General features: G+C 46.3%; 27 protein-coding genes and 1 tRNA gene. 10 read left to right on the top strand and 18 right to left on the bottom strand.

Annotated features, from left to right (window positions below; genetic code table 11):
- Window position 1: 1 nt before the first annotated feature.
- Together VNK96_01010 and VNK96_01005 are read right to left on the bottom strand one after the other, a co-directional pair.
- A complete protein-coding gene (locus VNK96_01010; protein HWP30295.1) occupies window positions 2-442 on the bottom strand; it encodes a hypothetical protein in 441 nt (146 codons plus the stop codon).
- Entirely contained in the window at window positions 439-744 is a 306-nt protein-coding gene (locus VNK96_01005) for a hypothetical protein (protein HWP30294.1), read from the bottom strand. The genes VNK96_01010 and VNK96_01005 overlap by 4 nt, the downstream gene beginning before the upstream one ends.
- 223 nt (window positions 745-967) lie before the next feature.
- Between VNK96_01005 and VNK96_01000 the strand changes: the two genes are divergently transcribed.
- The 3 genes from VNK96_01000 to VNK96_00990 all read left to right on the top strand — a co-directional run bounded on the left by VNK96_01000 (window position 968) and on the right by VNK96_00990 (window position 2,820).
- Window positions 968-1,111 (top strand): hypothetical protein, encoded by a 144-nt coding sequence (locus VNK96_01000; protein HWP30293.1) that lies wholly within the window; start codon window positions 968-970, stop codon window positions 1,109-1,111.
- A gap of 148 nt (window positions 1,112-1,259) precedes the next feature.
- The gene (locus tag VNK96_00995) at window positions 1,260-1,844 is read left to right on the top strand and encodes a LemA family protein (GenBank protein ID HWP30292.1); all 585 of its coding nucleotides are present in this window, start codon (window positions 1,260-1,262) and stop codon (window positions 1,842-1,844) included.
- A 31-nt stretch (window positions 1,845-1,875) separates the two neighbouring features.
- Complete coding sequence (locus VNK96_00990; protein HWP30291.1) at window positions 1,876-2,820, top strand: M48 family metallopeptidase; 945 nt, start codon at window positions 1,876-1,878, stop codon at window positions 2,818-2,820.
- Here VNK96_00990 and VNK96_00985 read toward each other — a convergent pair.
- A complete protein-coding gene (locus VNK96_00985; protein HWP30290.1) occupies window positions 2,815-3,858 on the bottom strand; it encodes a quinone-dependent dihydroorotate dehydrogenase in 1,044 nt (347 codons plus the stop codon). The genes VNK96_00990 and VNK96_00985 overlap by 6 nt on opposite strands.
- Complete coding sequence (locus VNK96_00980; protein ID HWP30289.1) at window positions 3,858-5,204, bottom strand: right-handed parallel beta-helix repeat-containing protein; 1,347 nt, start codon at window positions 5,202-5,204, stop codon at window positions 3,858-3,860. Before VNK96_00980 ends, VNK96_00985 begins: the two co-directional genes overlap by 1 nt.
- A gap of 46 nt (window positions 5,205-5,250) precedes the next feature.
- Between VNK96_00980 and aspS the strand changes: the two genes are divergently transcribed.
- The gene (gene aspS, locus VNK96_00975) at window positions 5,251-7,041 is read left to right on the top strand and encodes an aspartate--tRNA ligase (GenBank protein HWP30288.1); all 1,791 of its coding nucleotides are present in this window, start codon (window positions 5,251-5,253) and stop codon (window positions 7,039-7,041) included.
- A gap of 60 nt (window positions 7,042-7,101) precedes the next feature.
- Here the strand turns inward: aspS and VNK96_00970 are convergent, their stop codons facing one another.
- Both VNK96_00970 and VNK96_00965 read right to left on the bottom strand, forming a co-directional pair.
- Window positions 7,102-7,749, bottom strand: a complete 648-nt coding sequence (locus tag VNK96_00970) for an ATP-binding cassette domain-containing protein (GenBank protein HWP30287.1) — start codon at window positions 7,747-7,749, stop codon at window positions 7,102-7,104.
- Window positions 7,746-8,912 carry an ABC transporter permease gene (locus VNK96_00965; protein HWP30286.1) on the bottom strand — a complete coding sequence of 389 codons (1,167 nt, stop codon included), beginning with the start codon at window positions 8,910-8,912 and terminating at the stop codon, window positions 7,746-7,748. Before VNK96_00965 ends, VNK96_00970 begins: the two co-directional genes overlap by 4 nt.
- 167 nt (window positions 8,913-9,079) lie before the next feature.
- Here VNK96_00965 and VNK96_00960 point away from each other — a divergent pair, with 167 nt between their 5' ends.
- Both VNK96_00960 and VNK96_00955 read left to right on the top strand, forming a co-directional pair.
- Entirely contained in the window at window positions 9,080-10,138 is a 1,059-nt protein-coding gene (locus VNK96_00960; GenBank protein ID HWP30285.1) for a M42 family metallopeptidase, read from the top strand.
- Window positions 10,139-10,155: 17 nt separating this feature from the next.
- Complete coding sequence (locus VNK96_00955; GenBank protein ID HWP30284.1) at window positions 10,156-10,887, top strand: phytanoyl-CoA dioxygenase family protein; 732 nt, start codon at window positions 10,156-10,158, stop codon at window positions 10,885-10,887.
- Between the two features lie 116 nt (window positions 10,888-11,003).
- Here the strand turns inward: VNK96_00955 and VNK96_00950 are convergent, their stop codons facing one another.
- Genes VNK96_00950 through VNK96_00940 form a run of 3 tightly spaced genes read right to left on the bottom strand, consistent with a single transcriptional unit; the run spans window position 11,004 to window position 13,710 of the window.
- Entirely contained in the window at window positions 11,004-12,668 is a 1,665-nt protein-coding gene (locus tag VNK96_00950; protein HWP30283.1) for a hypothetical protein, read from the bottom strand.
- Entirely contained in the window at window positions 12,665-13,234 is a 570-nt protein-coding gene (locus tag VNK96_00945) for a prepilin-type N-terminal cleavage/methylation domain-containing protein (protein ID HWP30282.1), read from the bottom strand. The genes VNK96_00950 and VNK96_00945 overlap by 4 nt, the downstream gene beginning before the upstream one ends.
- Window positions 13,234-13,710 (bottom strand): hypothetical protein, encoded by a 477-nt coding sequence (locus tag VNK96_00940; GenBank protein HWP30281.1) that lies wholly within the window; start codon window positions 13,708-13,710, stop codon window positions 13,234-13,236. Before VNK96_00940 ends, VNK96_00945 begins: the two co-directional genes overlap by 1 nt.
- Before the next feature lie 273 nt (window positions 13,711-13,983).
- On the opposite strand from VNK96_00940, the gene VNK96_00935 reads away from it, so the two are divergent.
- Window positions 13,984-14,058: transfer RNA gene (locus VNK96_00935), tRNA-Thr, on the top strand.
- A gap of 188 nt (window positions 14,059-14,246) precedes the next feature.
- Here the strand turns inward: VNK96_00935 and VNK96_00930 are convergent.
- From VNK96_00930 to VNK96_00920, 3 genes are all read right to left on the bottom strand, one after another.
- Window positions 14,247-15,794 carry a VCBS repeat-containing protein gene (locus VNK96_00930; protein ID HWP30280.1) on the bottom strand — a complete coding sequence of 516 codons (1,548 nt, stop codon included), beginning with the start codon at window positions 15,792-15,794 and terminating at the stop codon, window positions 14,247-14,249.
- Between the two features lie 88 nt (window positions 15,795-15,882).
- Window positions 15,883-17,007, bottom strand: a complete 1,125-nt coding sequence (locus tag VNK96_00925) for a hypothetical protein (GenBank protein HWP30279.1) — start codon at window positions 17,005-17,007, stop codon at window positions 15,883-15,885.
- Window positions 17,008-17,045: 38 nt separating this feature from the next.
- Window positions 17,046-17,360, bottom strand: a complete 315-nt coding sequence (locus VNK96_00920) for a carboxymuconolactone decarboxylase family protein (protein HWP30278.1) — start codon at window positions 17,358-17,360, stop codon at window positions 17,046-17,048.
- A gap of 335 nt (window positions 17,361-17,695) precedes the next feature.
- Here VNK96_00920 and VNK96_00915 point away from each other — a divergent pair, with 335 nt between their 5' ends.
- On the top strand, window positions 17,696-18,268 hold the full coding sequence (locus VNK96_00915) for a molybdenum cofactor guanylyltransferase (protein HWP30277.1): 573 nt from the start codon (window positions 17,696-17,698) through the stop codon (window positions 18,266-18,268).
- Window positions 18,269-18,324: 56 nt separating this feature from the next.
- On the opposite strand, the gene VNK96_00910 is transcribed toward VNK96_00915, so the two are convergent.
- Both VNK96_00910 and VNK96_00905 read right to left on the bottom strand, forming a co-directional pair.
- Window positions 18,325-19,134: a Crp/Fnr family transcriptional regulator gene (locus VNK96_00910; protein ID HWP30276.1), complete on the bottom strand. Its 810-nt coding sequence runs from the start codon at window positions 19,132-19,134 to the stop codon at window positions 18,325-18,327.
- The gene (locus tag VNK96_00905; GenBank protein HWP30275.1) at window positions 19,124-20,500 is read right to left on the bottom strand and encodes a hypothetical protein; all 1,377 of its coding nucleotides are present in this window, start codon (window positions 20,498-20,500) and stop codon (window positions 19,124-19,126) included. The genes VNK96_00910 and VNK96_00905 overlap by 11 nt, the downstream gene beginning before the upstream one ends.
- Before the next feature lie 122 nt (window positions 20,501-20,622).
- On the opposite strand from VNK96_00905, the gene VNK96_00900 reads away from it, so the two are divergent.
- Complete coding sequence (locus VNK96_00900) at window positions 20,623-22,614, top strand: pyridoxal-dependent decarboxylase (protein HWP30274.1); 1,992 nt, start codon at window positions 20,623-20,625, stop codon at window positions 22,612-22,614.
- Between the two features lie 49 nt (window positions 22,615-22,663).
- On the opposite strand, the gene VNK96_00895 is transcribed toward VNK96_00900, so the two are convergent.
- The 4 genes from VNK96_00895 to VNK96_00880 form a co-directional block, all read right to left on the bottom strand.
- Window positions 22,664-22,963 carry a hypothetical protein gene (locus VNK96_00895; protein HWP30273.1) on the bottom strand — a complete coding sequence of 100 codons (300 nt, stop codon included), beginning with the start codon at window positions 22,961-22,963 and terminating at the stop codon, window positions 22,664-22,666.
- Window positions 22,964-23,395: 432 nt separating this feature from the next.
- On the bottom strand, window positions 23,396-23,911 hold the full coding sequence (locus tag VNK96_00890) for an AAA family ATPase (GenBank protein HWP30272.1): 516 nt from the start codon (window positions 23,909-23,911) through the stop codon (window positions 23,396-23,398).
- Window positions 23,856-24,491 carry an AAA family ATPase gene (locus VNK96_00885; protein ID HWP30271.1) on the bottom strand — a complete coding sequence of 212 codons (636 nt, stop codon included), beginning with the start codon at window positions 24,489-24,491 and terminating at the stop codon, window positions 23,856-23,858. The genes VNK96_00890 and VNK96_00885 overlap by 56 nt, the downstream gene beginning before the upstream one ends.
- Window positions 24,492-24,916: 425 nt before the next feature.
- Complete coding sequence (locus VNK96_00880) at window positions 24,917-25,633, bottom strand: Crp/Fnr family transcriptional regulator (GenBank protein ID HWP30270.1); 717 nt, start codon at window positions 25,631-25,633, stop codon at window positions 24,917-24,919.
- Window positions 25,634-25,780: 147 nt separating this feature from the next.
- On the opposite strand from VNK96_00880, the gene VNK96_00875 reads away from it, so the two are divergent.
- The gene (locus VNK96_00875; protein ID HWP30269.1) at window positions 25,781-26,227 is read left to right on the top strand and encodes a cupin domain-containing protein; all 447 of its coding nucleotides are present in this window, start codon (window positions 25,781-25,783) and stop codon (window positions 26,225-26,227) included.
- Window positions 26,228-26,240 lie beyond the last annotated feature (13 nt).

Raw genomic sequence — 26,240 nt, 5'->3', positions numbered from 1 at the left:
TTTATTTCGGTAGCGCGGGAAAGAACTTTCTCGAAAGGGAATTCAAATCCACCTTCCATTTTCCGTCACGCAAAACCAAGGGGATTTCTATCGGTTCTTCGTAAGATGGTTCGAGTCCATGAAATACCATGAACTCGACTTTTACCGAAGCATGTTCTTCGTCTATTCTCTGACTGCCTACATAGTTCCAAATGAATATATAATTTTTCGCCGCTTGGTTCAGGCAAAAATCCCATTGCTCGCGCAGAGGGCGGGTGGGATTTTCTAAATAAGTAACTTGGAGGAGTTTATCTATGTCTTTTTTAGCCAACGCTTGCAAAAACTCTTCCGCCGCCTCTTCAGGTGTCTGTTGCTGAAGAACGTAGATTGCAAGCCCCCCTAAAACGAGGATGGCTAAAAAAACAAGCAAAGCATCTAAACGAAGATAAAGAACCTTTTTCATAGTGGAAGATAACGTCGTGGATATCCGTAAGAGGCGAGCGCTGTACGATTCGCGTCCACCTTCCACTCCCCCTCGGACCGCCTGAGAAACCAAACTGACCTCTCGATGAAACGACCCAGTCGAAACTCGACGAGAGCAATCGCTTCATTGTTTTCTCGTTTTACTTCGATGACGTCATACCGAGCGCCGCTTTGAAGAAGACGCAAAACTTCGTTGGCAAGAAGGGCTATCGCCCTCTTATCACCACTCGCAGCCTTCAGAGCCTGTTCCTCGTTTCCGTGCCGTACAGCACGGAAGAACATATGGAGTCTCCCCTCGGGCCCATCCATTTGCTTCATGGAAAAGACCCCTAAGGCAAGGGCGGAGAGCAGCAAAGATGTAGCAACCCCTACGAGGACATTGCCACCGTTTGACATGAAAAATGAGGATACCGCAGCCTTTCTTTTCTGAATAAGGGTATAAAGGTAGTGTGCCGAGAGGGAGGCATTCCGTCCGGCGTAATCTAAACCCATAGGAGGTGAATCTATGAAACGAATCCTTACATTCTTGATGGCGGTCGCCGTATTAGCAGGAGTCCTGGCAGGCTGTACGCAGCAGCAGGAAGAACAAAAAGACCAGGGTACAGCACCGACACAGGACCAGCAGAAAACGGAGGAACCGAGTAGCTAGCTTCCTCGAAAGCGATTCGTCTAGGCGCCTAAGTGTTCATTTCATAGGCGCCTTTTGTTTTTTGCAACCCTCATGCAAGTTCTAGCGTAGATTTTTATTGTCTCTGGGCGTTCTTGTGTAGAATACGCCTACGGAGGTTTCTAAGAGAATGGAACGAATGTTGTTAGCAGAGATCGGGGTGGGTTTTTGGATTTTCCTCGGAGTTATCGTCCTCATCGCTTTAACGCTGATCGGGATGTACAACTCTTTGGTTGGGTTGAGGCAGCAAGTCAAAAATGCTTGGAGCCAAATAGATGTTCAATTGAAAAGACGATACGATTTGATTCCCAACTTGGTGGAAACAGTTAAAGGCTATATGAAATACGAGCAGGAGACGCTCGAGAAAGTGATGCAAGCGCGTGCGCAGGCTCTCAGCGCTTCTGGTGTACGCCAACAAGCGGAGGCGGAGAATGCGTTGACGCGGGCGCTCGGTGGGTTATTCGCTTTGGCAGAGAATTATCCCGAATTGAAAGCGAGCCAAACGATGGCACAACTTCAAGAGGAATTGCGTTCGACGGAAAACAAAATCGCATTTGCGAGGCAGTTTTATAACGATAGCGTGATGCAATACAACACGAAGTTGCAGCAGTTTCCCACCAATATAATCGCGGGAATGTTCGGCTTCAAGCCTGAGGAGTTATTCGAAATCGAAGAACCGGAAGCACGCGAGCCGGTGCAAGTTAAATTCACATAATCGCTACGTCATCACGAATAAATAATTGGAGATGTCGAGCCGCACGACTTTCTTTCGTGAAATCAGCGCAAACAAACGCGGCACGTTCATCTTAGTTTTCCTCATGATGAGTCTGCTCGCTGCAATTGCGGGCGGATTCGTTTACTTTTACGAACCCGATTTCTGGTGGGTGGGGAGCCTGGGTGCTTCCGTTGCAGTAGGCATTTATTTTTTGTTGATGAAAGATTCAGGTGCGCAGTGGGTGTTGAGTTTATCGGGTGCTCGAGAAGCAACGCAAGAAGAAGACCGCATGCTTCGCAACGTCGCTGAAGAAATAGCGATAGCCGCGGGAATTCCGATGCCGAAAGTGTATGTTATCGAAGACAGTGCGCCGAATGCATTCGCAACAGGTTGGGACCCGCAGCATGCCGTGATTTGTGTGACAACCGGATTGTTAGAAAAGTTGAATCGCGACGAACTGCAAGGTGTAGTTGCCCATGAGATGTCACATATCAGAAATTACGATATCCGCTTGATGATGACACTCGCTCTCACCGTCGGGATTATCGTCCTTTTGCGCGATGCGTTTTTTCGTGTAGGGCTCAGACCTCGACGCAGAAGAAATGATTCCGGGGCGAATGCTATCGTTATGCTCATCATCGTATTGCTGATGGTGTTCGCACCTTTGTTTGCGATTTTAATCAAAATGGCCATTAGTCGCTCTCGAGAATTTTTAGCGGATGCTACCGCGGCGCAACTTACACGTTATCCGGATGCTTTAGCAGACGCTCTCGAAAAAATTGCAAAGGATCCAGAACCATTAGAGGCTGCGAATCGAGCGACGATGCACATGTACATCGTGAACCCCTTTAAAAAAGTAGGTTTTTTGGGAGATACGAGTCTTTTCAGCACCCACCCCCCCGTGGAGGAGCGTATCCGTAGGCTAAGGGCTATGGGATATATGGGTCATAAACGCGTAGAGGAACACACTTCATGATGGGCAACGCGAAGCGCTTTTGCGAATTTCCTCTATCGAAGAGATTCCTTTTTGCTCCATACATTCGATAAGTTCTTGCAAAATAAGGGCGACGGCAGCAGGTCCTCGATAAACCAAAGCGGTAAATATCTGACAGGCATTCGCTCCGTCACGCAGGCGTTCGAAGAGGTCCATCCCAGTGAAAATCCCCCCCACACCGATGATCTCCATTTCTTCTCCCGCATACATTCGAAGTTTTTTGCATACTTCCGATGCACGAGAGCGCAAAGGTTTTCCCGAAAGCCCCCCCTCCTCGTTTTGCAAAGGAGAATTCAAACCCTCTCGCGCTGTTGTCGTATTCGTTGCAACGAAACCGGAGATTTCCAGTTTTCGCGCAATTTCGGAGATTTCTTTCAATTCCTGGTCGCTCGAATCGGGAGAGATTTTGAGAAAGATGCGCTCGTTCGGTGCGATTTTTTTCAAGGAAGCGAGAAGATTTTCCAAATGGGATTTTTTTTGCAGTTCGCGCAACCCGGGAGTGTTCGGAGAACTCACGTTGATGACCACATAATCGCAAACACCACGAATTTTTTTTAGACAAATTTCATAATCCTCGAAAGCCTTTTCGATAGGAGTCTCCCTGTTTTTCCCTATGTTGACGCCGACGGGAATCGTGACGGTCCTTTCTTCGAGTTTTCCGAGCAAAGCGTCTATGCCTTCGTTATTGAATCCCATTCGGTTGATCAATGCTTCGTCTTCGACGAGACGAAAAAGACGGGGGGGTGCATTGCCTTTTTGCGGCAAGGGAGTTACCGTCCCGACTTCAACGAAAGAAAAGCCGAGATTCTCCCAAGCCTCTAATGCGATTCCGTCTTTGTCGAATCCCGCAGCCAATCCAAGGGGATGTTTTAATGTTTTTCCGAACACTTTGCATCGTAAACGTTCGTCGTCTACTTTCGGAACCTTCGGGATTTCCAAAGATATTGCAGTCAACCCCAACTGATGTGCCGTTTCAGGGGGTAATGCGAAAAGTAGCGGTTTTATGAATTTCTCGTAAATTATAAGTACGCTCCTCGACTTCCCAAGTTGTTTACGATTTCGTTGTCTTCAGCGTCGTCCAAACGCAAATTCGCTTCCACGTTTTTGTTGAGAATATTTCCTTTAATAATATTGCGGCTAGTTCGATAAAGTTCGATACCTATTCCGTTGTCTTGAATATCGTTTTCTATGATACGGTGAGAGTGCGGATAGAGGTGGGGGGGAGCACTCGCTTCCTCGGGAAGATTTCGAATTCCGTGGTCTTGATTCGCTGCAATGCGAATGCCGATTCCATTGCGATAAAATTTGTTTTTTACGATTTCCCAATCGCGGCTCGTGTCTCTGTCGGGATAGGATTTGAGAAATTCCTCGTGATACCGACTCCAGAGTAAAATTCCGTGTCCGTTGGATTGAAAAGTATTTCCTCGAACGATAAACCCCACACCGTTTTCCACGGCGATTCCCGCCTGACGATTGAAAAGCATTCGATTTTCTTCGATGACGAAATCTCTCGAATATCCGCACCAAAAACCATAGTTGCATCTATCGGCATAGTTCTTTCGATAAATGTTTCCTTTGCTGAACGTGCCTTCGAAGGCGATGTTCGGGCTGAGAGAGGCGTCGTTTTCTTCGAAGAGATTTTCGTCACAACCGCATGGCTCGAAATTCGGGGAAAGACCAGCCAAGAAAAACCCGTCCCCCCCCATACGAGCGGTATTCCGAAGGAATTTGTTTCGACAAGAATTGTAAACGATCAGAAAACCCGTAGAATCCGCTCCCATATGTCCGTAATGCAACCCCCCCTCTCGAGGTTCGAAACGGCAACAATAGTCGCAGGAATTTTCCGAAAACACGGAATCGCAGGTCGCGTATAAATGGATACCGAAGCCGCTATTGTAATTGCACTGGTTTCGACGGACACTCAAGTTCTTACAATAGTAGGTGAGCAAACCGCACATTTGATGCTGTAAATCGTTCTCTCGAATTTCGCAATCTTCGCAGTTGATTAACCTTATCCCTCCCCCATAGGCTCTTTCCGCAGGAAGCCAGATGTCTAAAAACTCCGTATTCGGGGGTAATTCCGCAGTCGAGGTAATACTGCACCTCTCGATTGTGAGCGAATGGCAGCTCTCGGCAGAGACGCCGTAGTAATACTCCCGGAGCGAGAGACCGCGTAGGACAACGCCTTCGAGGTCTTTTAGGCTGACTCCAACCCCTTTACGAGAATCGCCGATGAGCGTAACCCCTTCCGCACCTATCTCGATGCCTGATTTTGCGATACGAATGCCGGACGGCAGCACATACGTTCCCGGCTCGAGTTGAACGCTTTTATCGAGGAGCATTCCGTCTTTAGGCTTCAAACGCATAAAGTCAAGTTACCCAAACTCGTAAAGGCTATACTTGAAGACTCAAATGCGATTCAAGAAGCGGACGCACTTTTGCGGAGAATTACGCAAATCCGATGTAGGAAAAACAATCACGCTGAATGGCTGGTGTCATCGCGTGCGAGATTTGGGAGGTTTGTTTTTCGTAGACTTGCGCGACCGTAGCGGCATCTGCCAGTTGAACTTCGACGTCTCTCGTTTTCCGAACCTCCGAGAATTGCGCAACGAGTTTTGTCTCAGCGTCACCGGAAAAGTCGTTCCTCGAAGTCCGGAAACTGTGAATCCGAAAATCCCCACGGGCGAAATCGAAGTCATTGTCGAAGATTACGAAGTTCTGAACGAGTGCGATGTGCTTCCTTTTCCGATTTCGGACGAGGAGCAAATGAAAAAAGTGAGCGAGGAGTTGCGAATCAAGTATCGCTACCTCGACCTCCGCAGACCGACGATGCTTCGCAATCTCGTCGTGCGCGCCGAATGCGTTCGCCTCATTCGCGAGTATCTCGACGAACGAGGATTTATAGAAATAGAAACGCCGATTTTTACGAAAAGCACGCCGGAGGGGGCGCGCGATTATCTCGTGCCTTATCGTTTAGAGCCAGGAAAATTTTATGCTTTGCCGCAAAGCCCTCAACAATATAAACAACTCCTCATGGTCGCTGGCATCGAACGCTATTACCAAATCGCGAAATGCTTCCGCGATGAAGCACAGCGCGCAGACAGACAACCGGAATTCACACAACTGGATTTAGAGATGAGTTTCGTCGAGCAAGAGGACGTTTTGCAAATTGCAGAAGGGGTTACGCGAACGGTTTGCAATCGAGTCATCGAAAAATTCGGGTTGGATTTAGAGCCTGTCGGTGCTTTTCCTCGTTTGACCTACGATGAATCCATGCGGCGTTTCGGAACGGATAAACCGGATTTACGCTTCGCTTTGGAACTTTTCGATATCAGCGAGATTGCAAAAGAAAGTGAATTCAATGTGTTCCGCTCAGTAGTGGAATCGGGTGGAATCGTGAAAGGAGTTTGCTATCCAGGGGGGGCTCGGCTTTCGAGGAGCCAAGTTTCCGAACTCGAAACCTTCGCGAAGAACTTCGGAGCGAAGGGTTTAGCCAATCTGCCTTTCACTTACGAGTCCGGAGAGAAGAAGGGAATCGCAAAATATTTCACACAACCTCAATTAGAAAAAATCTTCGAACTTTCTAAAGGAAACGAAGGAGATCTTTTGCTGTTCGTAGCGGATAAGCCGGAAATCGTATGTGAATCGTTAGCGAGACTGCGTGTAGAAATCGGCGAACGATGCGGATTGCGAGACAAAAGAAAATTGCTGTTTTGCTGGATTTTAGATTTTCCGCTCGTCGTTTGGGATGAAGAGACGAAGTCTTGGCAACCCAGCCATCATCCTTTCACAGCACCTAAAACGGAAGATTTGGAATTTCTCGAAACGAATCCTGGAAAAGTTCGAGCGGATTGTTACGATATCGTTTGCAACGGAGTGGAATGGGCAAGCGGAAGTATTCGTATTCATCGTTCCGACATCCAAGCACGCGTCTTTCGGTTGCTGGGAATCGACGAGGAGCGACAGCGAAAACGTTTCGGGCATATGTTGGATGCGTTCCGTTTCGGTGCCCCCCCTCATGGCGGAATCGCACCCGGGATAGACAGGCTCGTGATGCTTCTATTGGGCGAGGAAAATATACGCGAAGTCATCGCCTTTCCGAAAATCGCCGCGGGATACGACCCGATGATGCGCGCTCCCGATACCATCGAACCCGAACAATGGGAAGAACTCGGGCTCATGTTAAGACCGCGTAAAGAATAGTCTCATATGTCCTCCTTAGAAAGGGGGGATGCGCATTGCCTTGAAATCATTCTTTTGAAATCAGTTTTCTATCAACCTCCCGTCTTGCATCCGAAAGACGCGGTCCGCCGAACTGAGTATCCCCGAGTCGTGGGTCGCGACAATCAAAGTTCCTTGTCGTTTTTTCGCCAGAATCTGCATGACTTGTCGTGCCGTTATAGAATCCAACGATGCAGTGGGCTCGTCCGCGAATATCACATCGGGAGACGAATACAACGCCCTTGCAACACAAACGCGTTGTCTTTCCCCCACCGATAATTCGTTCGGCAATCTGTGCATTTTTTCCTTCAAACACAGTTGCTCTAAAAGATGTTCGGCGTGTGTTCGTGCATTCGGTAAGGACGGATTAACGAGAACTACATTCTCTAATGCCGTAAGATAACCAATCAGATAGGGTAACTGGAAAAGAAATCCGAATTCTTTTAGCCGAATTCGCGCTCGTTCTGTTTCGCGATATTCTCGATATGGAATTCCTCGAAAAAGTACCTCTCCGAGAGTCGGATCTTTAAGACCGCTCAGCAAATAAAGCAACGACGATTTTCCACTGCCGCTGGGTCCTAATATTCCGATGAATTCTTTGTCGCGAATATGCAAATTGAGATTGCGGCATGCGTAAATTTCGGTTCCACGATCTTTATAAACCAAAGACGCATCGCGCACGAGGATCATGCAATCCTCCGTTCGATGATGGTTATCGGATCGAAACGACGAAACCAATTCCAAACGGTAAAGAAAGACGCTAAAAATATCGCCAAGGGGATGGGAGCCGTGTAAAGAAACGCGGGAACGTCGAAAGGATTGAGATAATACCCTCGTGGTTCGAAATAGATATTCTTTACGGTTAGAAAAATGAGAAGCGCAAAAATCGCCCCGGAAATCCAACCGACAATGGTAATCCAAAAAGATTCTGCAAGCACCCTGCGCATCAATTGCTTTTTCGTAAACCCGATGGCTTGCAACAAGCCGAACTCGGTGGAACGCTGGGAAAGAAAAATTTGAATCAACATGCTCATCATCAACGTAACGAGAATCACGAGCATCCCGATTACGAGATTGAGAATCGCAAAAAGTGTCGCAAAAGTCTGCCTCGTTTCTTTTTCGAGTTGAATATAAGTGTATGCTCGAGCGTGTTTTCCCAACAGGCTCTTTTCCGCCCAAACATCCAGTTGCCGCTGCATGTTTCCGTCTTTTGCAAATACGAGCAGAGCATCCAATGGCGGAAAATGATTGTGAAAAAGATATTCGTAGGACGTTATAGCGAACCACTCCTCGCTATTCCAAATGCCGACGACTCGAACAGGTTGCGGTGAATAACGTTTCTCTCGATCAGGAGCGAGGAGAACATCCCCAATCGAAAGTCGGAGATTGCGTGCAACGGGGAGAGTGATTGCCGCTTCCGGCTCTCCGGGACGAGGCAGTCGACCTTCTAAAACACGAAGTCCTAATTTCTTAGTAACGTACTCCACGTCTTTCGATTTCAATCCGTAAACCAGAAATGGCCAAGGACCGACGAGGCTTTTGATTTCGAATGTCGCTGTTTGGCATACGACTTTTCTTTCGATAGGCACTGGGGATTTTTCGAAATGTGTCAAAAGTTCCGGGAAGAAACGCATATCCCCTCGTGAGGTCGCTCCAGTAAAGAAACGTCCGTGTCCGTAAATTTTTCGAATGGAAAGTGGGACGGAGTTCATTACGGCGACGACACCCGCAATCAGAGTAATTGCGAGAAGTATCGCAAGAATAATCGGCACGGATTTTCCCGGATTTCTCGAATAAAAAACCCATGCAGCCAGCGGTTTGCGGAGCATCCTTTTTCGGGAAAGTAACGGCATCGAATTTAATTATGCTTTCCCATTGCAGGGTTAATCCTGCGGCTTGCATTATTATGATTTTTTTCTTCCTCGAAGTTCTTGCTCGGGAACTCGTATACTGAGAAAAAGTGCAGAAGGACTTCGCGAAAGAGAGCAAAGAGTTTTCCGAATAAAGGTAAAAAGAAACTATGAATATCGAACTCCTGAAAACGCTTACGGAGGCTGCTGGAGTCTCCGGTCAAGAGGATGCTATTCGAGATATCGTAAAAAACGAACTCAAAGGGATTTGTCAATTCGAAGTGGATGTGATGGGCAATCTCATCTGCAAAAAGAAAGCGACCGTGAAGCCTCGCAGCGGCAAACCGAAGCGTCTGATGATAGCCGCGCATATGGATGAAATTGGATTCATCGTAAAACATATAGACGATAAGGGTTTTTTACGCGTGCAGCCACTCGGAGGATGGGACCCACGACAAATGTTTAGCCAAAGGGTTTTTGTCCATACGAGAAACGGGATGCTCAACGGCGTTTTGTTTTATTCGACGAAACCGGTTCATATGCAAACGCCAGAGGAACAAAAAAAACCTCCCGAGATGGAAAATTTCGTAGTAGACATCGGGATGAGCGCAGACGAAGCGAAAGCGACGGTGCGTTTAGGCGATATGGTCACAATGAATCGAACATTGATGCAAATGGGCAAGTTGCTTACTTGTAAAAGCATGGATGACCGCGTTGCGATCTATGTGATGATTGAAGCCCTAAAAGCGGTCAAAAAACATCAAGTAGATGTGTTTGCGGTGGCGACGGTACAGGAAGAGGTGGGGCTTCGCGGCGCGAGCGCGAGCGGATGGAGCATCAAGCCCGATATCGCTGTAGCAATAGATATTACACTCGCAAACGATATACCGGGAATACCGGAACAAGAAACGGTCACTCGTTTAGGAGCAGGCGCTGCGATTAAAATCATGGACAGTTCTCTAATTTGTCATCCTAAAATGGTGGAACATTTTCGCTCTCTTGCAGAAAAGTACGAAATCAAGCATCAAATCGAAATTCTTCCTCGTGGAGGAACCGATGCAGGAGGTATCCAAAGATTGCACGGAGGGATTCCTTCGTTTACTCTTTCCATTCCGACGCGTTATGTCCATACTGTAAACGAGACGGTGCATTCGGACGATGTGGACGCTTGCGTGCAGCTTCTCACGCGATACATCGAGGATGCACATCGAGGAAATTATCGCTATTAAAACCAGGAGGCTTACGAATGAGAGATGTTCGCAGTGTGAATCTATCGGAAAGCGAATTAAAAAGTTATCATGAAAACGGTTATCTCGTGATTCGCGGATTGTTTTCGACCGATGAGATTTTGGAAATGATCGAACACTATATGAAAATAAATCAGCAAGGAGCCCATCCGGGAGATTTTGCAGGAGTACCGAGAAAAACACAAACCGATGCATACGACCCTCTTCAGCAGTATCCCCGTCTCATTCAAATGCACTATTACGATGACAAAACGAAAGAATGGATGCTCGATTCTCGTTTGACAACTCCGATTAGCGCGTTTTTGGGTCAAAAAGCAGTGCTGACACAAACGATGTTATATTTCAAACCGCCAGGTGCGCGAGGTCAATCTTTTCATCAGGATAATCTCTATCTTCGAACGACACCATTAGCAGCTGCATGGGTCGCTCTCGATCCTGCAGATGAAGAAAACGGCACGATGTTGATGGCACCTGGTTCGCATAAATTAGGATTACTACCACGCGTCGAAGCGGATACAGACCTCTCTTTTACAGCAGAGGGTAGTTACGTTCCAGAAGGCATTCGCTTCGTCCCTGTGATTTTAGAACCTGGCGATGTTTTGTTTTTTTCAGGGCTTACTCTGCACGGAAGTTTGCCGAATAAAACTTCGGACCGTTTTCGAAGAGCGTTTATATGCCATTACGAGGGAGAAGCGAGTACGAAACTCGAAGGCGAATCACAATTGCATTGAAGATTGTTACACATGCCGCCGTTACTGTTAAATGTGGTTATAGTCATCAGAATATGAAAAAATAGTGCTGGTTAGAAAACCAGCACTATAGCGATAACGAAGTTATTTTATGGGCTTTAGCCGTCTTTCGGAACTCTATCCCGCCAAGTGAGTTGTTTCACGGTGACATAGATTTCTCCACCCGGCATTCCTGGCGGTAGGTGATCTTTTAACTTAGGTACTTGATAAATGTTCGGTACGTTCGTTCCCATGTCGTAATAGTTCGCGACGAAAGTTCCGGCGATTTGATTTTGTTTCGCGCTACGAATCGTACCTTGCGCATAAAATGCGCCCATCATCATGAGTTGAGAATCTCCTGAACCCGTTGCAAGATTAATATCTTTCAAAGCAACGAGTCCAATGACCGCACCGGTGGGGAATAGTTTCCCGCTCTTCGGCAGAAGATTTGCGTGAATGTCAATCGTTCCCGTGCTGTAAAACGTTCCGTTCCCATCGAAGTTAATGGTTTGTTTTTTCTGTCCGAGTGTGAAATTACCATTGATTTTGATAATCCCTTTGATGGTGAGCGTGTTCGTGCTGGGATCCCATGAGAGATAATTCCCTTGAGCATCAGGACCATAAGTGAATGCACTCATGCTCGTGCTGAACGACGATAAATTTACGGTCATGCTGTTATCGTCTAAGTAATCTTTGAATGTCGAATACGTAGTCCCCGTAACAGCATCGTAATAAGGCTCTGCGCCGATTCCGTCTATGAGAGGAAATTCCACTTTGTCACCCAAGTCATACTGCTCACCAGTGCCGTTATCCGAATAAACGCCTCCGGCTCCGGGACTACCTGTCCATCCATCACTGACATACGTCCCGTCCACAGGTCCCTTCGCACCGTTGTAGTTGTATTGTGTGCCTACGGTCGCAGACCCTTGTATCTTAATTTGACCGTGTTTCACGCGTACTTCCGTGGAAAGGGACTTCTTGCCATCCACTTCAGGAATGGGGGGGATTTTGGAGATCAAATCGGCAGGAGCGCCGTTGTAATTGTTCCCGATATACGCAGTCCCGGAAAACGACGAATTCAATTCCGTAACGGTCATGGGGGGGTCGTATTTCCCGTTCCAGTTCGAGTCGTTGTAAGGCTCTGCTGGATTCCACACGCCATCCCCGTTAGAATCGGTGAAATTTTCACCAGCATCCCACATTCCATTACCGTTTTTGTCTTCAAAAGGCTCAGCATCGTCGCGCTTGCCGTTTCCGTTCAAATCGCTGAACGCTTCGCCGTTTCCCAACAAATGAACGGAGCCGCGAATATCCACATTTCCATTGATAGCTTGTCCACTCGCTCCGCTTCCGGCGAAAATTGCGTTGTTCCAAATGCTGACGTCTCGGGCTTTGACGAGAACACGCACGCTCCTCGAGACACCTTTGAGTTGCGCTTCACAAGTTATCCAAGCGCGGTCTCCTTCGAAAGGCATCACGGTGATTTTTCCCGTAACACCTTCGGGAAGCGTGATGGGCAAGTCCTCCAATTTTCTTTCTTGATAGGAAAGTTTCAGCCCGTGCTGTTCGAGATAATTGATTAACTCTTGCCGCTGATAATCCACGCCAGCCTGAGCAGCCTGGAATGTTTGAGCGGCATAGTATTCTCTGCGTGCTCGCGACATTCCTGAACCCGCGATACCGCTTACCGCTAATGCTCCCAAAAGAAGCACGGTTAAAACCAAAAGCATGACTACGGATGTGATTCCTCGATTGCGATAAAGTTTTGTTTTGCGATCCTTCATTTTATGTTCCTCAGTTCAACGACAGAAGACATACGCGAATATTCCAATCTGCGGGGCGTCTTCTGTTCGGAGATTAATGTAATTCGAACTCCCTTCAACGAACCTAAACTCGTAAAACTAAATACAGGATATGGAGAACTATATGAAGAACCTTTTTCAGGGTCTTTCAACGAAATACCTGACATCAAGGGTATTGGGGCACTGCTTCCTACTTGACTATATAGCGTGTCTTCTTTTACGTAATATGACCTTTCGATACCATCACTCACGATGGGAGTGACGAATTCGTATTCACCTGTTAAAGGGTCGGGCACCGTGTTTCGCAACGGAAGTTCGTAATACAAAGTGCGTCCATCGGGTGAAATTTCTACGGAACACGCTTCGCGAAGAGATTCTGTAATTCTTCGCATGGTTAGTGCGCCATCTTGTGTTAGAACCAAACGCGTGTCCGTTCGATTGAGCGAACTCAAACCTTCCGTGAACAGCGTAAGCGCAGAAAGAATGAGAAGCGCAGTGAGAGAAACCCCCACCATGAGTTCTATTAAAGTTGCACCTCGTTTTTTCATCAGTATTTTCCTATGATGGCGGAGAGTTCCACCGAGCGAGTCTTTCCTGAGGGCGCTTCCCATTTCACGCGAACGATGACCTCGCGTACGGTGTCGCTCACGTCATTGATCTCTACTTCACCGATTCCTTTTTTCAGGGAATGCGAAACAGAGAATTTCACCGCTTCTTCGCCGGGAAGTTTCGAGAACGTCAACGGTCCAGAGCCGTCCCAAGGGTCAATCAAACCTAAGGAGGACAACTTCTCGGGCTCGAGGTTCTCGTATTTCACAATCCGGAGTTGCTCCAATTGACGCGAGGCGATCTGCACTGCCCTCGACATCTCGTCGGACATATAGTGACTGCGACCGAGGGTGCTCATTAAAGCCATGAGAGAGAGAGAACCTATTCCGAGCACGAGAAAGGCAAACAGGCAGTCTACGACGCTGAAACCCTTCTCATGTCTGCCCGTCTTACGCGCGAACAAAGAAGCTGGCACTCGGCAGAAAACGCTTGGCACAAAAGATTTCTTCCGTAGATTGCGCTATATTTGGAGAAATCCCCCGAAAAAACTGGCACTTTTTCTGTCCTTCCCCTCGAATCCTCGCGCCGTCTGGGAAAAGCGCTTTGCTTATCAGAAAAGTGTATTGACTACCGCGCCACCTCGTTTTTTGTTTTAAAATTCGTGGTCTCTAAGTTGGGGGAGGAAAGAGTGAACGATGCACGGTGTTTTTACTTGGGTATTTTCAGAAAGTAAACTAATGTTTGCTTTGCCGGCGTAGCTCAGTGGTAGAGCAGCGGTTTTGTAAACCGCGGGTCGCGGGTTCGAATCCTGTCGCCGGCTCCAGACTATTCATTAGTTGACGGCTCCTTTTTAAGGAGCGATAGAGCCCAAGTGGATGTGTATCGAAGGGATTTCTCTTTAGTTTCCGGGCAAAAAACTTGCTATGCGACAAAAGCGGAACGATGTTCCGGCGCGTTTTAGGAACGTGAATAGACAAGTGTTTTTTATATTACAACTTTAGCCTTCGGAAACTATCCGCCTCTTGGGGGGGCTGGTTTCGGATCTGTCGGAGAATATGTGTGCACGATCGAAAAGGGTTTCGAAGTAGTCGTGCGAATTGTGCCATTCGAAGTCGTCAGCGTAAAGCGCAAATAGCAATTTTTCGAAGAAGGGAGAGTGCGAGGAATTTGCCATTGGAAGCGGCCATTGTTCGGAGCTCCACTGACTATGGTTTGCCAAGGTCCCGAAGCACCTTTGGTGGAAATTTCGATGCTCATGGTTGCAGGCATGACTTCTTGTGGGACGGCAGCATGCCATTCGATGAATCGCACGGAGCCTGCCACGAGAGTCTCGCCCCCCCTCGGGGTTTTCGGAAAAATCCACGGGGATTGAGGAGTCGAGGCTTCTTTATATGCTCGAGGTCGGTTCTGCCCCCCCGACCATGAACAGTTTTCTTCTGCGATTCGAACGACGTCCGGATAACCGTTATGGTCGAAGTCGTAACCAGCGCGCCAAGCCGCGAGGTCGCACGAGTTGGGAGTCGTGATCGTAGCCATGAGCGTCCAATTCCCGTTCCCGTCACCGGTGAAAATTTTGATGCTTCCCAGTGCAAAACCGACGATGTCACCATGACCGTCCAAGTTCATGTCCGCGATTTGCGTCCCGTAAAAACCGGAAGTGGGAAGTGAGCCGGTGAGATTCGTCCAACTTCCATCGGAAGCCCAACTGTAGACTTTGATGGCTCCGCTGCCGGTTACATATGCCAGATCGTCTTTTCCGTCGTCGTTTATATCTCCGAGAGAAATTCCGTAACGTCCGTAATTGCCAGCGGGGGGGAGATTGCCATCGCCGGGTTTGAATCCACCTTTGCCGTCGCCTAAATACACAGAACCAGCACCTTGGCCATGTCCGCAAGCAAAATCAACAAATCCATCTCCGTTGATTTCGCCGAAGACGAAAACCAGTGTCGAATTCCCCCCCGTGAATCCGAACGTTTGCGTCCACGTTCCATCGCCATTGTTTCGATACACATGAACTCCAGCACAGCATCCGAAAGAAATAGAGCCGAAATCCAAATCCCCGTCGTTGTCGATGTCGGCAAAATCGCATCCGAACATTCCGTATGTCTCACCGTTCGTCGCTAACCCATCGTCCCATGGAATCCAACTCGTTCCCGTTCCGTCTCCGAGCGCGACTTCCATAAGTTGATTTCCGAAATCCGTCGAAGAGTAATTGTGATGCATTGCATATCCGATGTCCATCAAACCGTCGTTATTGATATCACCGAGAGCGACCCCCCCGTATCCGAAATTCCCGACTTGAAGGACCGACCAATTTCCCAACCCGTCTCCGAACCATACCATGACACCGTGTTCGCCTGAGCCGATATAGGGAGAGCCGTGGTCACCGATGCAAACGATATCAAGATTGCCATCTGCATTTACGTCGGCGAATTCGATTTCAGTCGGTCCCGCTTCCATGGCGGGAGCTTGGAGTCCCGTCGAGGATTCGACGTAATTGAGTTGGGCGAAACTAATTTGCGCAATACACGCGAGCAGAAATAGAATCAACGTTTTCATTTATTGCAGAGCCTCTAATGTAGAGTTTCCGAGAATGATAATTTTTTTCGCAAGCGAAGCCTGCTGCTCTCGAAAAGTATTGATTATATTATATAGGCGTTCGCGGTAAGATGGACTGCTTTTCCAAAAATTCGAAGAGTTCCGCCAATCCTGGCTCGGTGTGGCGAAGGGCGAAAAGGGCAGAGAACTCGGGGAATTCACCATTCAGGTGCTCGCGCACCAAGTCCAGGTAATCGCGATACGGGCGTTTTCCGAGACCCCAAAGCGAGAGGGTCGCGCCGCTTTCTGCGACGAAAGGCCACAGGCGGGTTTCTGTCCCTTCGAAAAATCCGATATGAGTAACGCCTTTACTTTCCAAGAACTTGATCATTTCGAGAAATTTTTTTCCTCGCTCCGGAATAAGTTTGTCGGTCACTCCGCATTCGGAAATGATTTTCGGTGTAGGTCCGTACCATTGCACGGGGGGGGTTTGAATGCGACCCTCGGGCATTTGTTCCGTCTCTCTCGGTCCGGTAAGCGTTATAACACCGTCTTTGCCCATATAAGCAAAGCCTGAGGCGGGATCTATGGGCAATCCTCCCGAGTGGAATGTGAATAAATCTCCGAGTTCCGCTTCGAAATCCAAAACTTCTTTGAAAGAATAAATTTCACGCACGCCTAGTTTTTCTTGCACGAACGCTCGCCATGCAGGATTGAGAAACGACCAAGGACCCCATTTGTGCCAGCGTTGATTATCGGAACCGTTGCCGATTTCGGCGCGAACGTTGCGAAATCCACGAAAATAGGCTCCCGCGAAGATGACCCAATGCCTCATCGCGTCGCGCAGTTCGTCGCATGCGGAATGCTTTCCGAAAAAACCGAGCGTAACGAGCGCAGGAGCGATATGCCAGGGGGGGATTTGCGTCCCATCCGGGTGGCGATAGTCGCGCATCGCTTGCACCCATTCTGGGGGGGCAGCATCGATGACCCAAGGTGTTGAATGAACGAGGACGATGCGAAATTCGATGCGCGCCTTTTCCAAGGCGCGAATAACTCGATGTTCATGCTCCGGATGAAAAAGGATGTTTCGTTTGCGATGAAATACTGCATCTGCAGCAGCACCTTGGTCTCGGACGAATTTCGTGTTGACTTTCTTCAGGAATTCGATTTCTTTTTCTAACGCCTCCGAATCAGTGTCGAAGGTGGTGGTGCGTATGTTCCAACCGAATTGCATTTAGTTTCCTTTTTTATGCTTTTTTCAATCGCGTGGATTCAATCTTTTTCCAGAACGTCTTCGACCCAAGAAAGAGCCGCCATCATGTTCGGAAAGCCAATCGTCGTAAGGGAAAGCAAAACGGTGTGCCGGATTTCGTCCTTCGTAGCTCCTGCTTCGAGTGCCCTACGAGTATGACTGTGCACACCTCCCTCCTGGCGGTTACCGATTGCGAGAGCCAATTTGATGAGTTCCTTCGTTTTAGTATCCAGCGGTCCCACTGAGGAGACTGCGTCACCTAAAGCACGATATGTCTCGGCAATTTTCGGATACTTTTCTAAAAACTCCGTGTAATGTTTCGGCAGTTTGCTCATTTTTTTCCTCCTGATGTTTTATTTACGGCTCGACGCCGCTACTATTCCCTTCAATAATAGCAGAGGGATTCGGATTACGACTCCTCATTACGTTTGTTTTTTGATCGCGACTTTAAGTGCTCTGCAAGAATCGCGCCTTACGACGTTCCTACAAGATGTACCTCTGATCATGCGCCTTACGGCGGTTATGCAGGAAGGTTGTGTGTTTAGACGAACGAATTCGAAAACGAGTCGTCTATCACACCCCCTAAAAAGGCATTATAAAGGACATGATTTAGACATAAGGCAACCATTTTAGAAAGGTAATCTTATTTTGTAAAGGTAATCTTATTGCTGTGGAAATCGAGGCTGTTCTTCTTACAGGAGGCGCGAGCCTTCGCATGGGCTGTGATAAGGGAGAGATAAAAATAAGAGACAAGACCATCGCCGAACGAATCGTCCAAGAGCTTCGCGGATTGGGCATTCCAATTACGGTATTAGGGAATCGTCCTATCGAAGGCTGCAGGTTTTTGAAAGACGAAGAGGCATATGCAGGACCTGCTCGTGCGCTCTCGAAGTTCGTGCCCGAAAAAGATTACGTGTTCGTAGTCTCTTGCGATATTCCGAACTTCGATGCAAAGTTGGTTCCCTTTCTTTATGAACGTTCTATGGGGGGGGATGTCGCGATACCGAGGGTGGATGGCGAACTACAGCCCCTTTGCGCTTTGTATAAGAGGGAAGCATTCGGAATTTTAAAAGATTTAGTCGAGTCGGGAGAAAAACGAGTGATGGGTTGGATAAAACGTCTCAGGGTAAAAGTGGTTGAGGAGGATGAACTTTTCGAGAATTTCGACCCTTGGGCGATACGAAATATAAATACTCCGGAAGAATTAGAGCACTTTCTTTCCTCGTCATCTCGGAAGAGATGAAAGATCAAAGAATATCTACATTTTCTTCTAAATTTTCGAGTCCCCCTCTTTTTGTTTCATTGCAAAGTCGTTTCTGTGGAAGGCGGAATCGAGATTTGGGCTACTATTTCACCGAGTGCCTCTTGGTTTTGGATGAGAATATTGCGATGGTCGATATGTAAAATATTGCGCTTTTTCCAAATATCTAAGATTTGCTCTGTATTTTCATACGAGACCCCCGCGATATTTGCTAAATCTTTTATAGGTAAACGAATTTTAAGTTTTAAGCCTTTTGGAGTGTTTTCGCCATATTGACTACTTAGAATCAGCAATGTTGCCGCTAATCGTTCCTCGAGATTTCCCGAGGATAAACGAGCCATCATTTCGTGAGCGCGTCGAAGTCGTTCCCCTAACTCTCTCAATGCGCTGTCTTTCAATTTCGTATTCTTTGTATAAACACTCATAAATGCTGAAGTGGGAATTTTCAAGTACCAAACGCGAGTTCCTGCTACGGCATGACAAGGATGTCCTAAGCCTTCGACTGCCGTAACTAATCCCACCCAATGCTCCGGTCCTAAAATGTCTACGACGACTTCTTGCCCTGAAACGGATAATTTCGTAAGTTTTACGAAACCTTTCACGATCAAAGTTACGTAATCCGCGGGCATGCCGGCGAGCCAAAGGATTTCTCCACGCTCAGCGGACGCAAGGTAGGATTGCTCCGACATAAGAGCGATTTCTTTCGGTGTTAGAATTTCACTTAAGTGGCTCGCTTCGAAAATCTTTTGTGGAGATGCGTGCAGAAGTTCTTTCTTTAGAATGTGGAAATTGTTCCAAAGTTTGGAATAGAGTTTCTTAGCTTTTGTTAGGTTCGATTTAGTTTGCATAACTCACCATCTGTTTGCGCAACATGATTCGCGATATACTCCATGCCCAAATACCCAGGGCAGAGAGTTCGATGAATCCGGTTAGACCCATCGGGAGAAAAGCGTAAGATGAATAATCCGTGCCGATTTCTAAAAAGACTCTCGCAGCATTTCCTAAATTCAAAAGCCAAAAAACAGACCACAGTTCGCCTTGTTTCGTAGGGTCTACGTCGTTCATTCGCGAGACGACCAATAACGATACGCCTACGATCATTTGTGAAATGAAACCGACGGTGACAGCATGGCGTATAGCGCCTACGTAGGCATGGGAAAACGGTGCGCCTATCGCTTGTAGATGAAACGGTTCGAGAACCATTAGCACCCCCCCAATCAATAACCAAGAAAACGCAGCGCGTAAAAATTTATGCGAGGGAAGAGAGACTTCCGGTGTGGAGAACACTTTCGTATTCCAAACGAGAAGAATCGCACCTAAAAGCAGAAGCCAATTGCCAGCATTGAAAATGATTTTGCTCCCCCCCGAAAAACCAGCGTCGAAACCGCTCAACCATCCGAAGATTCGCATGAGTAATCCTATCGTCCATAGCGATAACCCGATATGTCCCCATTTGCGTTCTGCCGCTTCGAATCCGAAGCAGGAATGGAGTTTCGAAAAAGCCACCCCGAAAATCATCATGGAAACGAAACCGAGGAATTGCACATCACGATACGGCGGAAACCATTTCGCGATGAACATGATGCTCGCCGTAGAATCCGATTGGTGAGAATTCAAGAAATAAAAAGGTTCGGAAAAAGCGACAATGAGCCACCAAAAGAGGGAAAGGAATACGAACTTCGTTTGCCATGTAGAAGTGCTGTCAGGCGCGACAAAACGCGTTATTCTAATATTGATTATGAAAAGCGCAACAGCGATGGCTTGCATCACTGTGGATAGAACTCCGATGGGTATCCAAATTTCGGGTTCTACGCTCGATAGAGGTTCAGCCGCGAAACGCAGTGCGATTCCTAAACCCATCAAAACCAGAGAAATGAAAGCCAACCGATAAAATAAAACGACCTTCGATAGGGAGGGCGAGTGTTGTTGCAGAGCGAAGCCCATGATGAAAAAACCGACCCATCCATAGACTTGGGAATTGGCGTGGGCGAGAATGTAAGGGCTCCATGCGCTTAAAGTGTAGTTTTGGTTGAAAGAGATACCTAACAAAGCCACTGCTCCGAGCAAGCATCCGGCGGTTAGTACGCTGAGAATGCCTGCGAGGAAAAATGGGCGGTATATAGAGGTTTGGGCTGCCACTTCACTCGAATTTGCATTCTTGGCAGGTGCCGCACGAAGGGGGATGCGCCGAAGTGTTCGTTTTTCGGAAATCACACGAACATCATAGGGTCAAAAATGAATACTTTCCATGATGTACATCATATTTTTGCGAATTCGAAGAATATGATTTTTATCATGGTTTTGCGAGGGAGAAAAGGCAAAAATATTTTATCTCTGTGAGAAAATGTAAAGATTCGCTCCATTCGATTAGCGCTTGGTTTTCGGGTTCTAAAGCGGAACATGGTGAGGAATTCGCTTCTTTAATTCGAAGAATCGTAGACGATTACCATCACTGGTGCCGTAATTATTTTCCCGAAGATGGGTTTATCGTGGATTCGAGCATGCGTCGCATGCAGGAGGAATTTAACGACCGGTTCGAAGACCGATTGATGGAACTTCTGGCGAGGCTCAAGGCTGATTTTCCGTTTCACAGTCCTCGCTATGCAGCCCACATGGTTTCTGCGCAAACCATGCCGAGCATCGCTGGATATTTCGCAACCATGCTTTATAATCCGAACAACGTAACTTCAGAAGCAGCCCCCGTTACGGTTCGTCTCGAATTAGAAGCCGCCCAAATGATTGCGAAAATGCTGGGATACGACGAGAATTCTTGGGCGCATCTCACGAGTTGCGGCACTATAGCGAATTTAGAAGGATTGTGGGTTGCACGTTCCGTAAAGTATTTGCCTTTCGTTTTGCGCGATGTAGTAAAGGAACTTGGTATCGAATCGCCTTTGTCGGAGATGTCGCAAACGAAACTTCTCGGTATGTCTCCTCAGCGCGCATTGGGTTTCCTCGAGGAGTGTTGGAGTGCCTTTCTTGCGAAATTCGGTAATGAACCCGATGAATTTGCACGATTTTTGGAGTCGTATCGGAATTCACCTTATAATGTCGCGGAGTATGGGTTAGTGTCGGTCTGTAATATGTTGCAATCCGAGCCCGTGTTATTGATGCCCGAAACGCACCACTATAGTTTCTCAAAAATTGCAGACATATTGGGATTAGGGCGTCATTCGTTGATTCGAGTCAAAGTAGACAGACATTTTCGGATGAAGGTAAAAGACTTGGAAGAGAAGATCCACGAAATCGAGAAGGAAGGAAAACATGTTTTAGCAGTCGTGCCCGTGGTTGGAACGACCGAAGAGGGAGCGATAGACCCAGTGGATGCCATAACTTCGCTTCGAGAAGAACGCGAATCAGGGGGGGCATCTTCTTTTTGGATTCATGCTGACTCCGCTTATGGTGGTTATCTTCGCACGGTAACGGTTCCGAAGCGTATAGGGTTGGGAGAACCGACTGCGGAAGTGCTTTTAGGGGGGGAAGTTCGGAAAATCGATCTGCATCTTCCGGAAAAGTCGGTTTGTGATGCACTCGAAGATTTGGGGAAATGCGACTCGAACAGCGTAGACCCCCACAAATTAGGATACTGCCCTTATCCTGCCGGAGCGATATGCTTTAAATCCAAACTTGTCAAATGGGTCGTACGACAATACGCTCCGTATATCGAAAAGTTGCCGATAAGCGTTGCACCGGAATTTACGGATGGCATCGGCTCTTACATCTTGGAAGGGAGCAAACCGGGAGCCGCAGCCGCCTCGGTTTGGTTGAGCCACACGCTTATTCCTCTCGATAACGAAGGACATGGACTATTGATTCGAGAAACCGTTCGAAACGCGAGCGAATTCGCCGCGCTTTTGGAACGGCGGAACGAATTTGCAGAAAACTCAACTTGCGAAGGATTATTGCTTTGCCCCCCCGATTCGAATGTTGTTTGCTTTCTTTTCCGCCCTGTGAATCGTGTCTCGTCATTAGCGGAAATCAACGAATTGAATTCGCGGATTTTCCAAAAATTCAGCATATCCCCTGATGCCCGCTCTTCTGTCTATACTCAGAAATTCTTCATCAGCCGCACGTTGATTACCACAGAACGTTATTCCGAAGAAACGCTTGCGGATTTTTTGAAACGTCTTGGTGTGTCTATCGAGGAGTACCGAAAGGAAGGCGTTTTCCTCCTACGCGTCGTTTTGATGAATCCTTGGTACACGCTCGCAAAGGAAAAAGGAAGATACTTCTTGAGCGAATTCGTAGAAGAATTGTATCGAGAAGCGAATAGTATCTGGGAATCTATGACGAGAGAAAAGATTGAAGCAAAAACTTTATATCACTAAGTTTTTAAGAAGCGTAAAATTTGGGTAAATACTGTAAGACGAGAACCTTTTATGCTATATTGTCAGTTGTTTCATTATCTCTTAAATCACGTGAACATGTTTTCTCACAGAAATACTTAAATGATTTATTTTTACGCTTTGCTATCTCTATAGAAAAAAGGTTAAGAATTTCAATCATGAAATCCACTCTTGAATTAAATTTACGAGGGATAACATTGTTGAATTGCTCTTTAGTAGTATCATCAGTAACGTTAAAACATTTCATTCCAAGTCTTTTATAGGAGTCGTCGTCTAGTCCAGCAAGATACCAGCTCTCTACTTCTTTTACTATCACCACTATTTTATCCATATCTAGATTATTTATTTTTTTTGTATTATTTGTTTCTTATCCGCTATGCATGGCGCTAGATTAATATCTGCTACGAAGATATAATCAGCTTTCATGGATTTTACACTCTTAAGAAAATTTTCGATTTTTTTATTTTTTTGATGTGCATATTTCCATAGCTTTACATCATATTTTTCTTCGTATATAGGCTTTATTATCCTTCCGAAGAAACGTTCATCGTCGTTGCCTTCAATAAAAAGAAATAACCTCTTATAATTCATACCTTACATCTCCAGTAAATTCTGCACATAAAGTTCTTCCACCCCTATTTCATTTTTCAAGAATGTTTTTACATCCTCTTTTTCACCAGGCTTCGAGATAGTAGAAAAACCCTCTTTATTCCGGGAGATAAGTAAGATATCTTTCAAATCTGCATGCTTAACTATTTCGGGATTATGAGTGGTAACAATAATCTGTTTTTCCCGCGATGCATCTTTCATCAAATTTAATTATCTCGGAGATGAGGTAAGGGTGTATATTCCGCTCAGGTTCTTCAATTATTATTAATGATTTTCTTCCAAAATATAAAGCGATAATTAGAGCCGTTATGTTTATTGTCCCATCAGAAATCAATGATGCTGGCAAGTACCGATTTTTAGCGTATATTTCTCGCAAGGTAAAGAGCAAAGATTTATCTGCAAACCTTTCCACATCTAAAGTATCCACAAATGGTAAAAGGTCCCTCACCAAATTGGAGAGTTTTCTTTTTTTATCCTTGCTTTTTATGATATCTTTGAGTACGATGGCTAAGTTACTTCCGTCTTCTTCCAAATCGGCTTTTCCAGTTATGGGAATGGCTTTCTTTGGCAACTTGGGATCAAAATCATATATTTCGATAGCATCAGTGAAAAAATCAAAAAGAGGTGAGAAAATGAAGGGATGTCCTATAAGCAAGGTTTTTGTGCCCAAATTTAAAGTCTCTCAAAAAACGTGGGATAATATCATCCTTTTCTATTGGCAGCCCTTCCTGCAGTTTTAAGTCAGTATTAAGTCTTCCTTTTATATTTGAAAAAACCATTTCTCCTTGACCAATTTTCTTTCTTTCTTCTATTTTTTTCTTATGAATTTTAAATTTAACAATGTTAATTCTTTGTGTTAATTTATCTTCGTTAATTTCATATCCACTTCCTCTTTTGTTAAATTTAATGGCAAATTTATAAATCGTTTCATAAACTTCCATTCCCATCGGCTCTTTCGCTTTTGTTTTTAACACTCGTCCATATCGTGCAAATTTATTGTCGGATACTATTTCTAATGAAAGACATTTTGATGAACCGATGTTTATATTCCTGAGATATTCAACGCCTCCCTGCATAGATATTGCATTATCCAATTTATGGGTTGGTATATCCATTAAAAATCTAAATACCTGTATAAAATTAGATTTCCCAGAAGCGTTAGCTCCAATCAATATATTGAAGTCACCAAGCTCTACTTCTATATTCTCAAAACTCTTGAAGTTCGATATTCTGATTTTCCTTATGGCCATGGTTTGACCTCCTTTATATTTCTATTTTTAGTCATAGTTTCTTTCTTGGCAAGGGCAGATAACTCGTTTCTTAACAAAATTCGAATATTACTCAACAATTTCTGTTGTTATATGTTTTTCTTTACCACTTCCGGTACTTTCTTGATACTCCTAATGCAGTCTCCGAAAGTAAGTATTGTATACCTGTCCTTTGTTCCATACACCCCTTCAGATGAACCAGCGACCTATTGTTGTAATTTTTACCCCCTTCGGCAGCGTTGTCAATCCCTCCGATAGGGGGAACGAAGAAAACCAGCGGAGGGTTCGTGCCCCTCATGATAATCTAAAAATCCCGCTAATCCCTGGGCTTACTATGAACGTAACCAATCGAAATGTCGGAGTCACTTGTGATGTTAGTGAAGGCAAAATAACACCGTTAAACGAATTCAAACTGTTAAAAACGATTCTAAGGCGTGCTCGTCGAGAATCGTGATGTAGTGTTTCGATGTAGATATAATTTTGTCTTTTTGCCAACGGCTCAATATTCGTATTGTCGTCTCGACGGTCGTACCCGCCATATCGCTGATATCTTGACGCGTCAAAGGTACTTGCACTTCAATGCTGTCGTTTATTCTCTCACCGTAGGATTGCGCGAGCAAAAGTAAAATAGAAGCGATTCGCTCTTCGACTCGCCCTCTCGTCATGTGCGCCAAGACTTCATGTGTGTTGTGGAGTCTTGTCGTGATTCGACGAATCAACTGTTCTTTCAGTGCCATGCTTTGTTCGTAAATCGGCAAAAGCGCTCGCTTGGGAATTTTGAGATAGGAGACATCCGTAATAGCGACTGCACTCAGTGGACAACCGCTCCCCTCGATAAGGCCGAGCATTCCGAAAATTTGACCGGGACCCATAAGTTCGAGTACTGTTTCTGTCCCCCCCGTATCCGCTCGTACCATCTTTACGAAACCCGACCTCACGAGCCCGAAATATTCCTGATTGGTTCCGGCCACCCAAATTACCTCTCCCTTCGAGGCTTGTGCTGGAATGGCAGACGCCGCGAGCGATGCTTTCTGGTCGGGGCGAAGGGCGTTGAGTAGGGAACTCATTTCAAGAGCCTCCATGACAGGCACGCGCCCTTTCGCTTTTTCTTGTTCCCCGGGCATCGTTGACACTATTGTACCAGTTTAGGCTTCGGTATGATGAAAATCAGGTTTATATGTGAACCTAGACCTGGAACTATAGCCTCTCCTACGGGAAGGTAATGCAGGTCGCGCCTTATGGCGCTCCTACGAGAAGATGTGAGGTGTCATATGAAGTTTTATGTTTTTGCTTTATGCAGTGTTTCTCTATGCCTGCTAACGAGTTGGACCGGAAGCCAATCCACACCCGACAAGAGAAGCCAATTCGAACCGAAACTCATGTCGGTAGACTCCATACTCGAGCATATAAAACCGCAAGAGAATTCCCCTGTACGAATTTTTACGCAAGGAGAGCATTGCACGGTTAATGTAATCCAAGCGAAATCGCAAATAAAATCGCATTATCATGCCAAACACGAAGAGGTAGTGTATGTGGTATCGGGCACGGGAACGATGCGTTTGGGAAATCGCACATACACGGTAAAGTCAGGCGATTTGATGTATATTCCTAAAAATACTGTTCACGGGTTTACATTGCAAAGTCAGGAGTGTGTGGTCGTTTCTGTTTTCTCTCCGACTTTCGATGGAAAAGACCGTATTTTCGTGGACGATAAATAAATTAAATTGACCC

The organism is Fimbriimonadales bacterium (assembly GCA_035559795.1).
In the GTDB taxonomy this organism is placed as follows: Bacteria; Armatimonadota; Fimbriimonadia; order Fimbriimonadales; family ATM1; genus DATMAR01.
The sequence above is the reverse complement of the archived record's forward strand: the minus strand, read 5'-3'. Positions and strand labels throughout refer to the sequence as shown.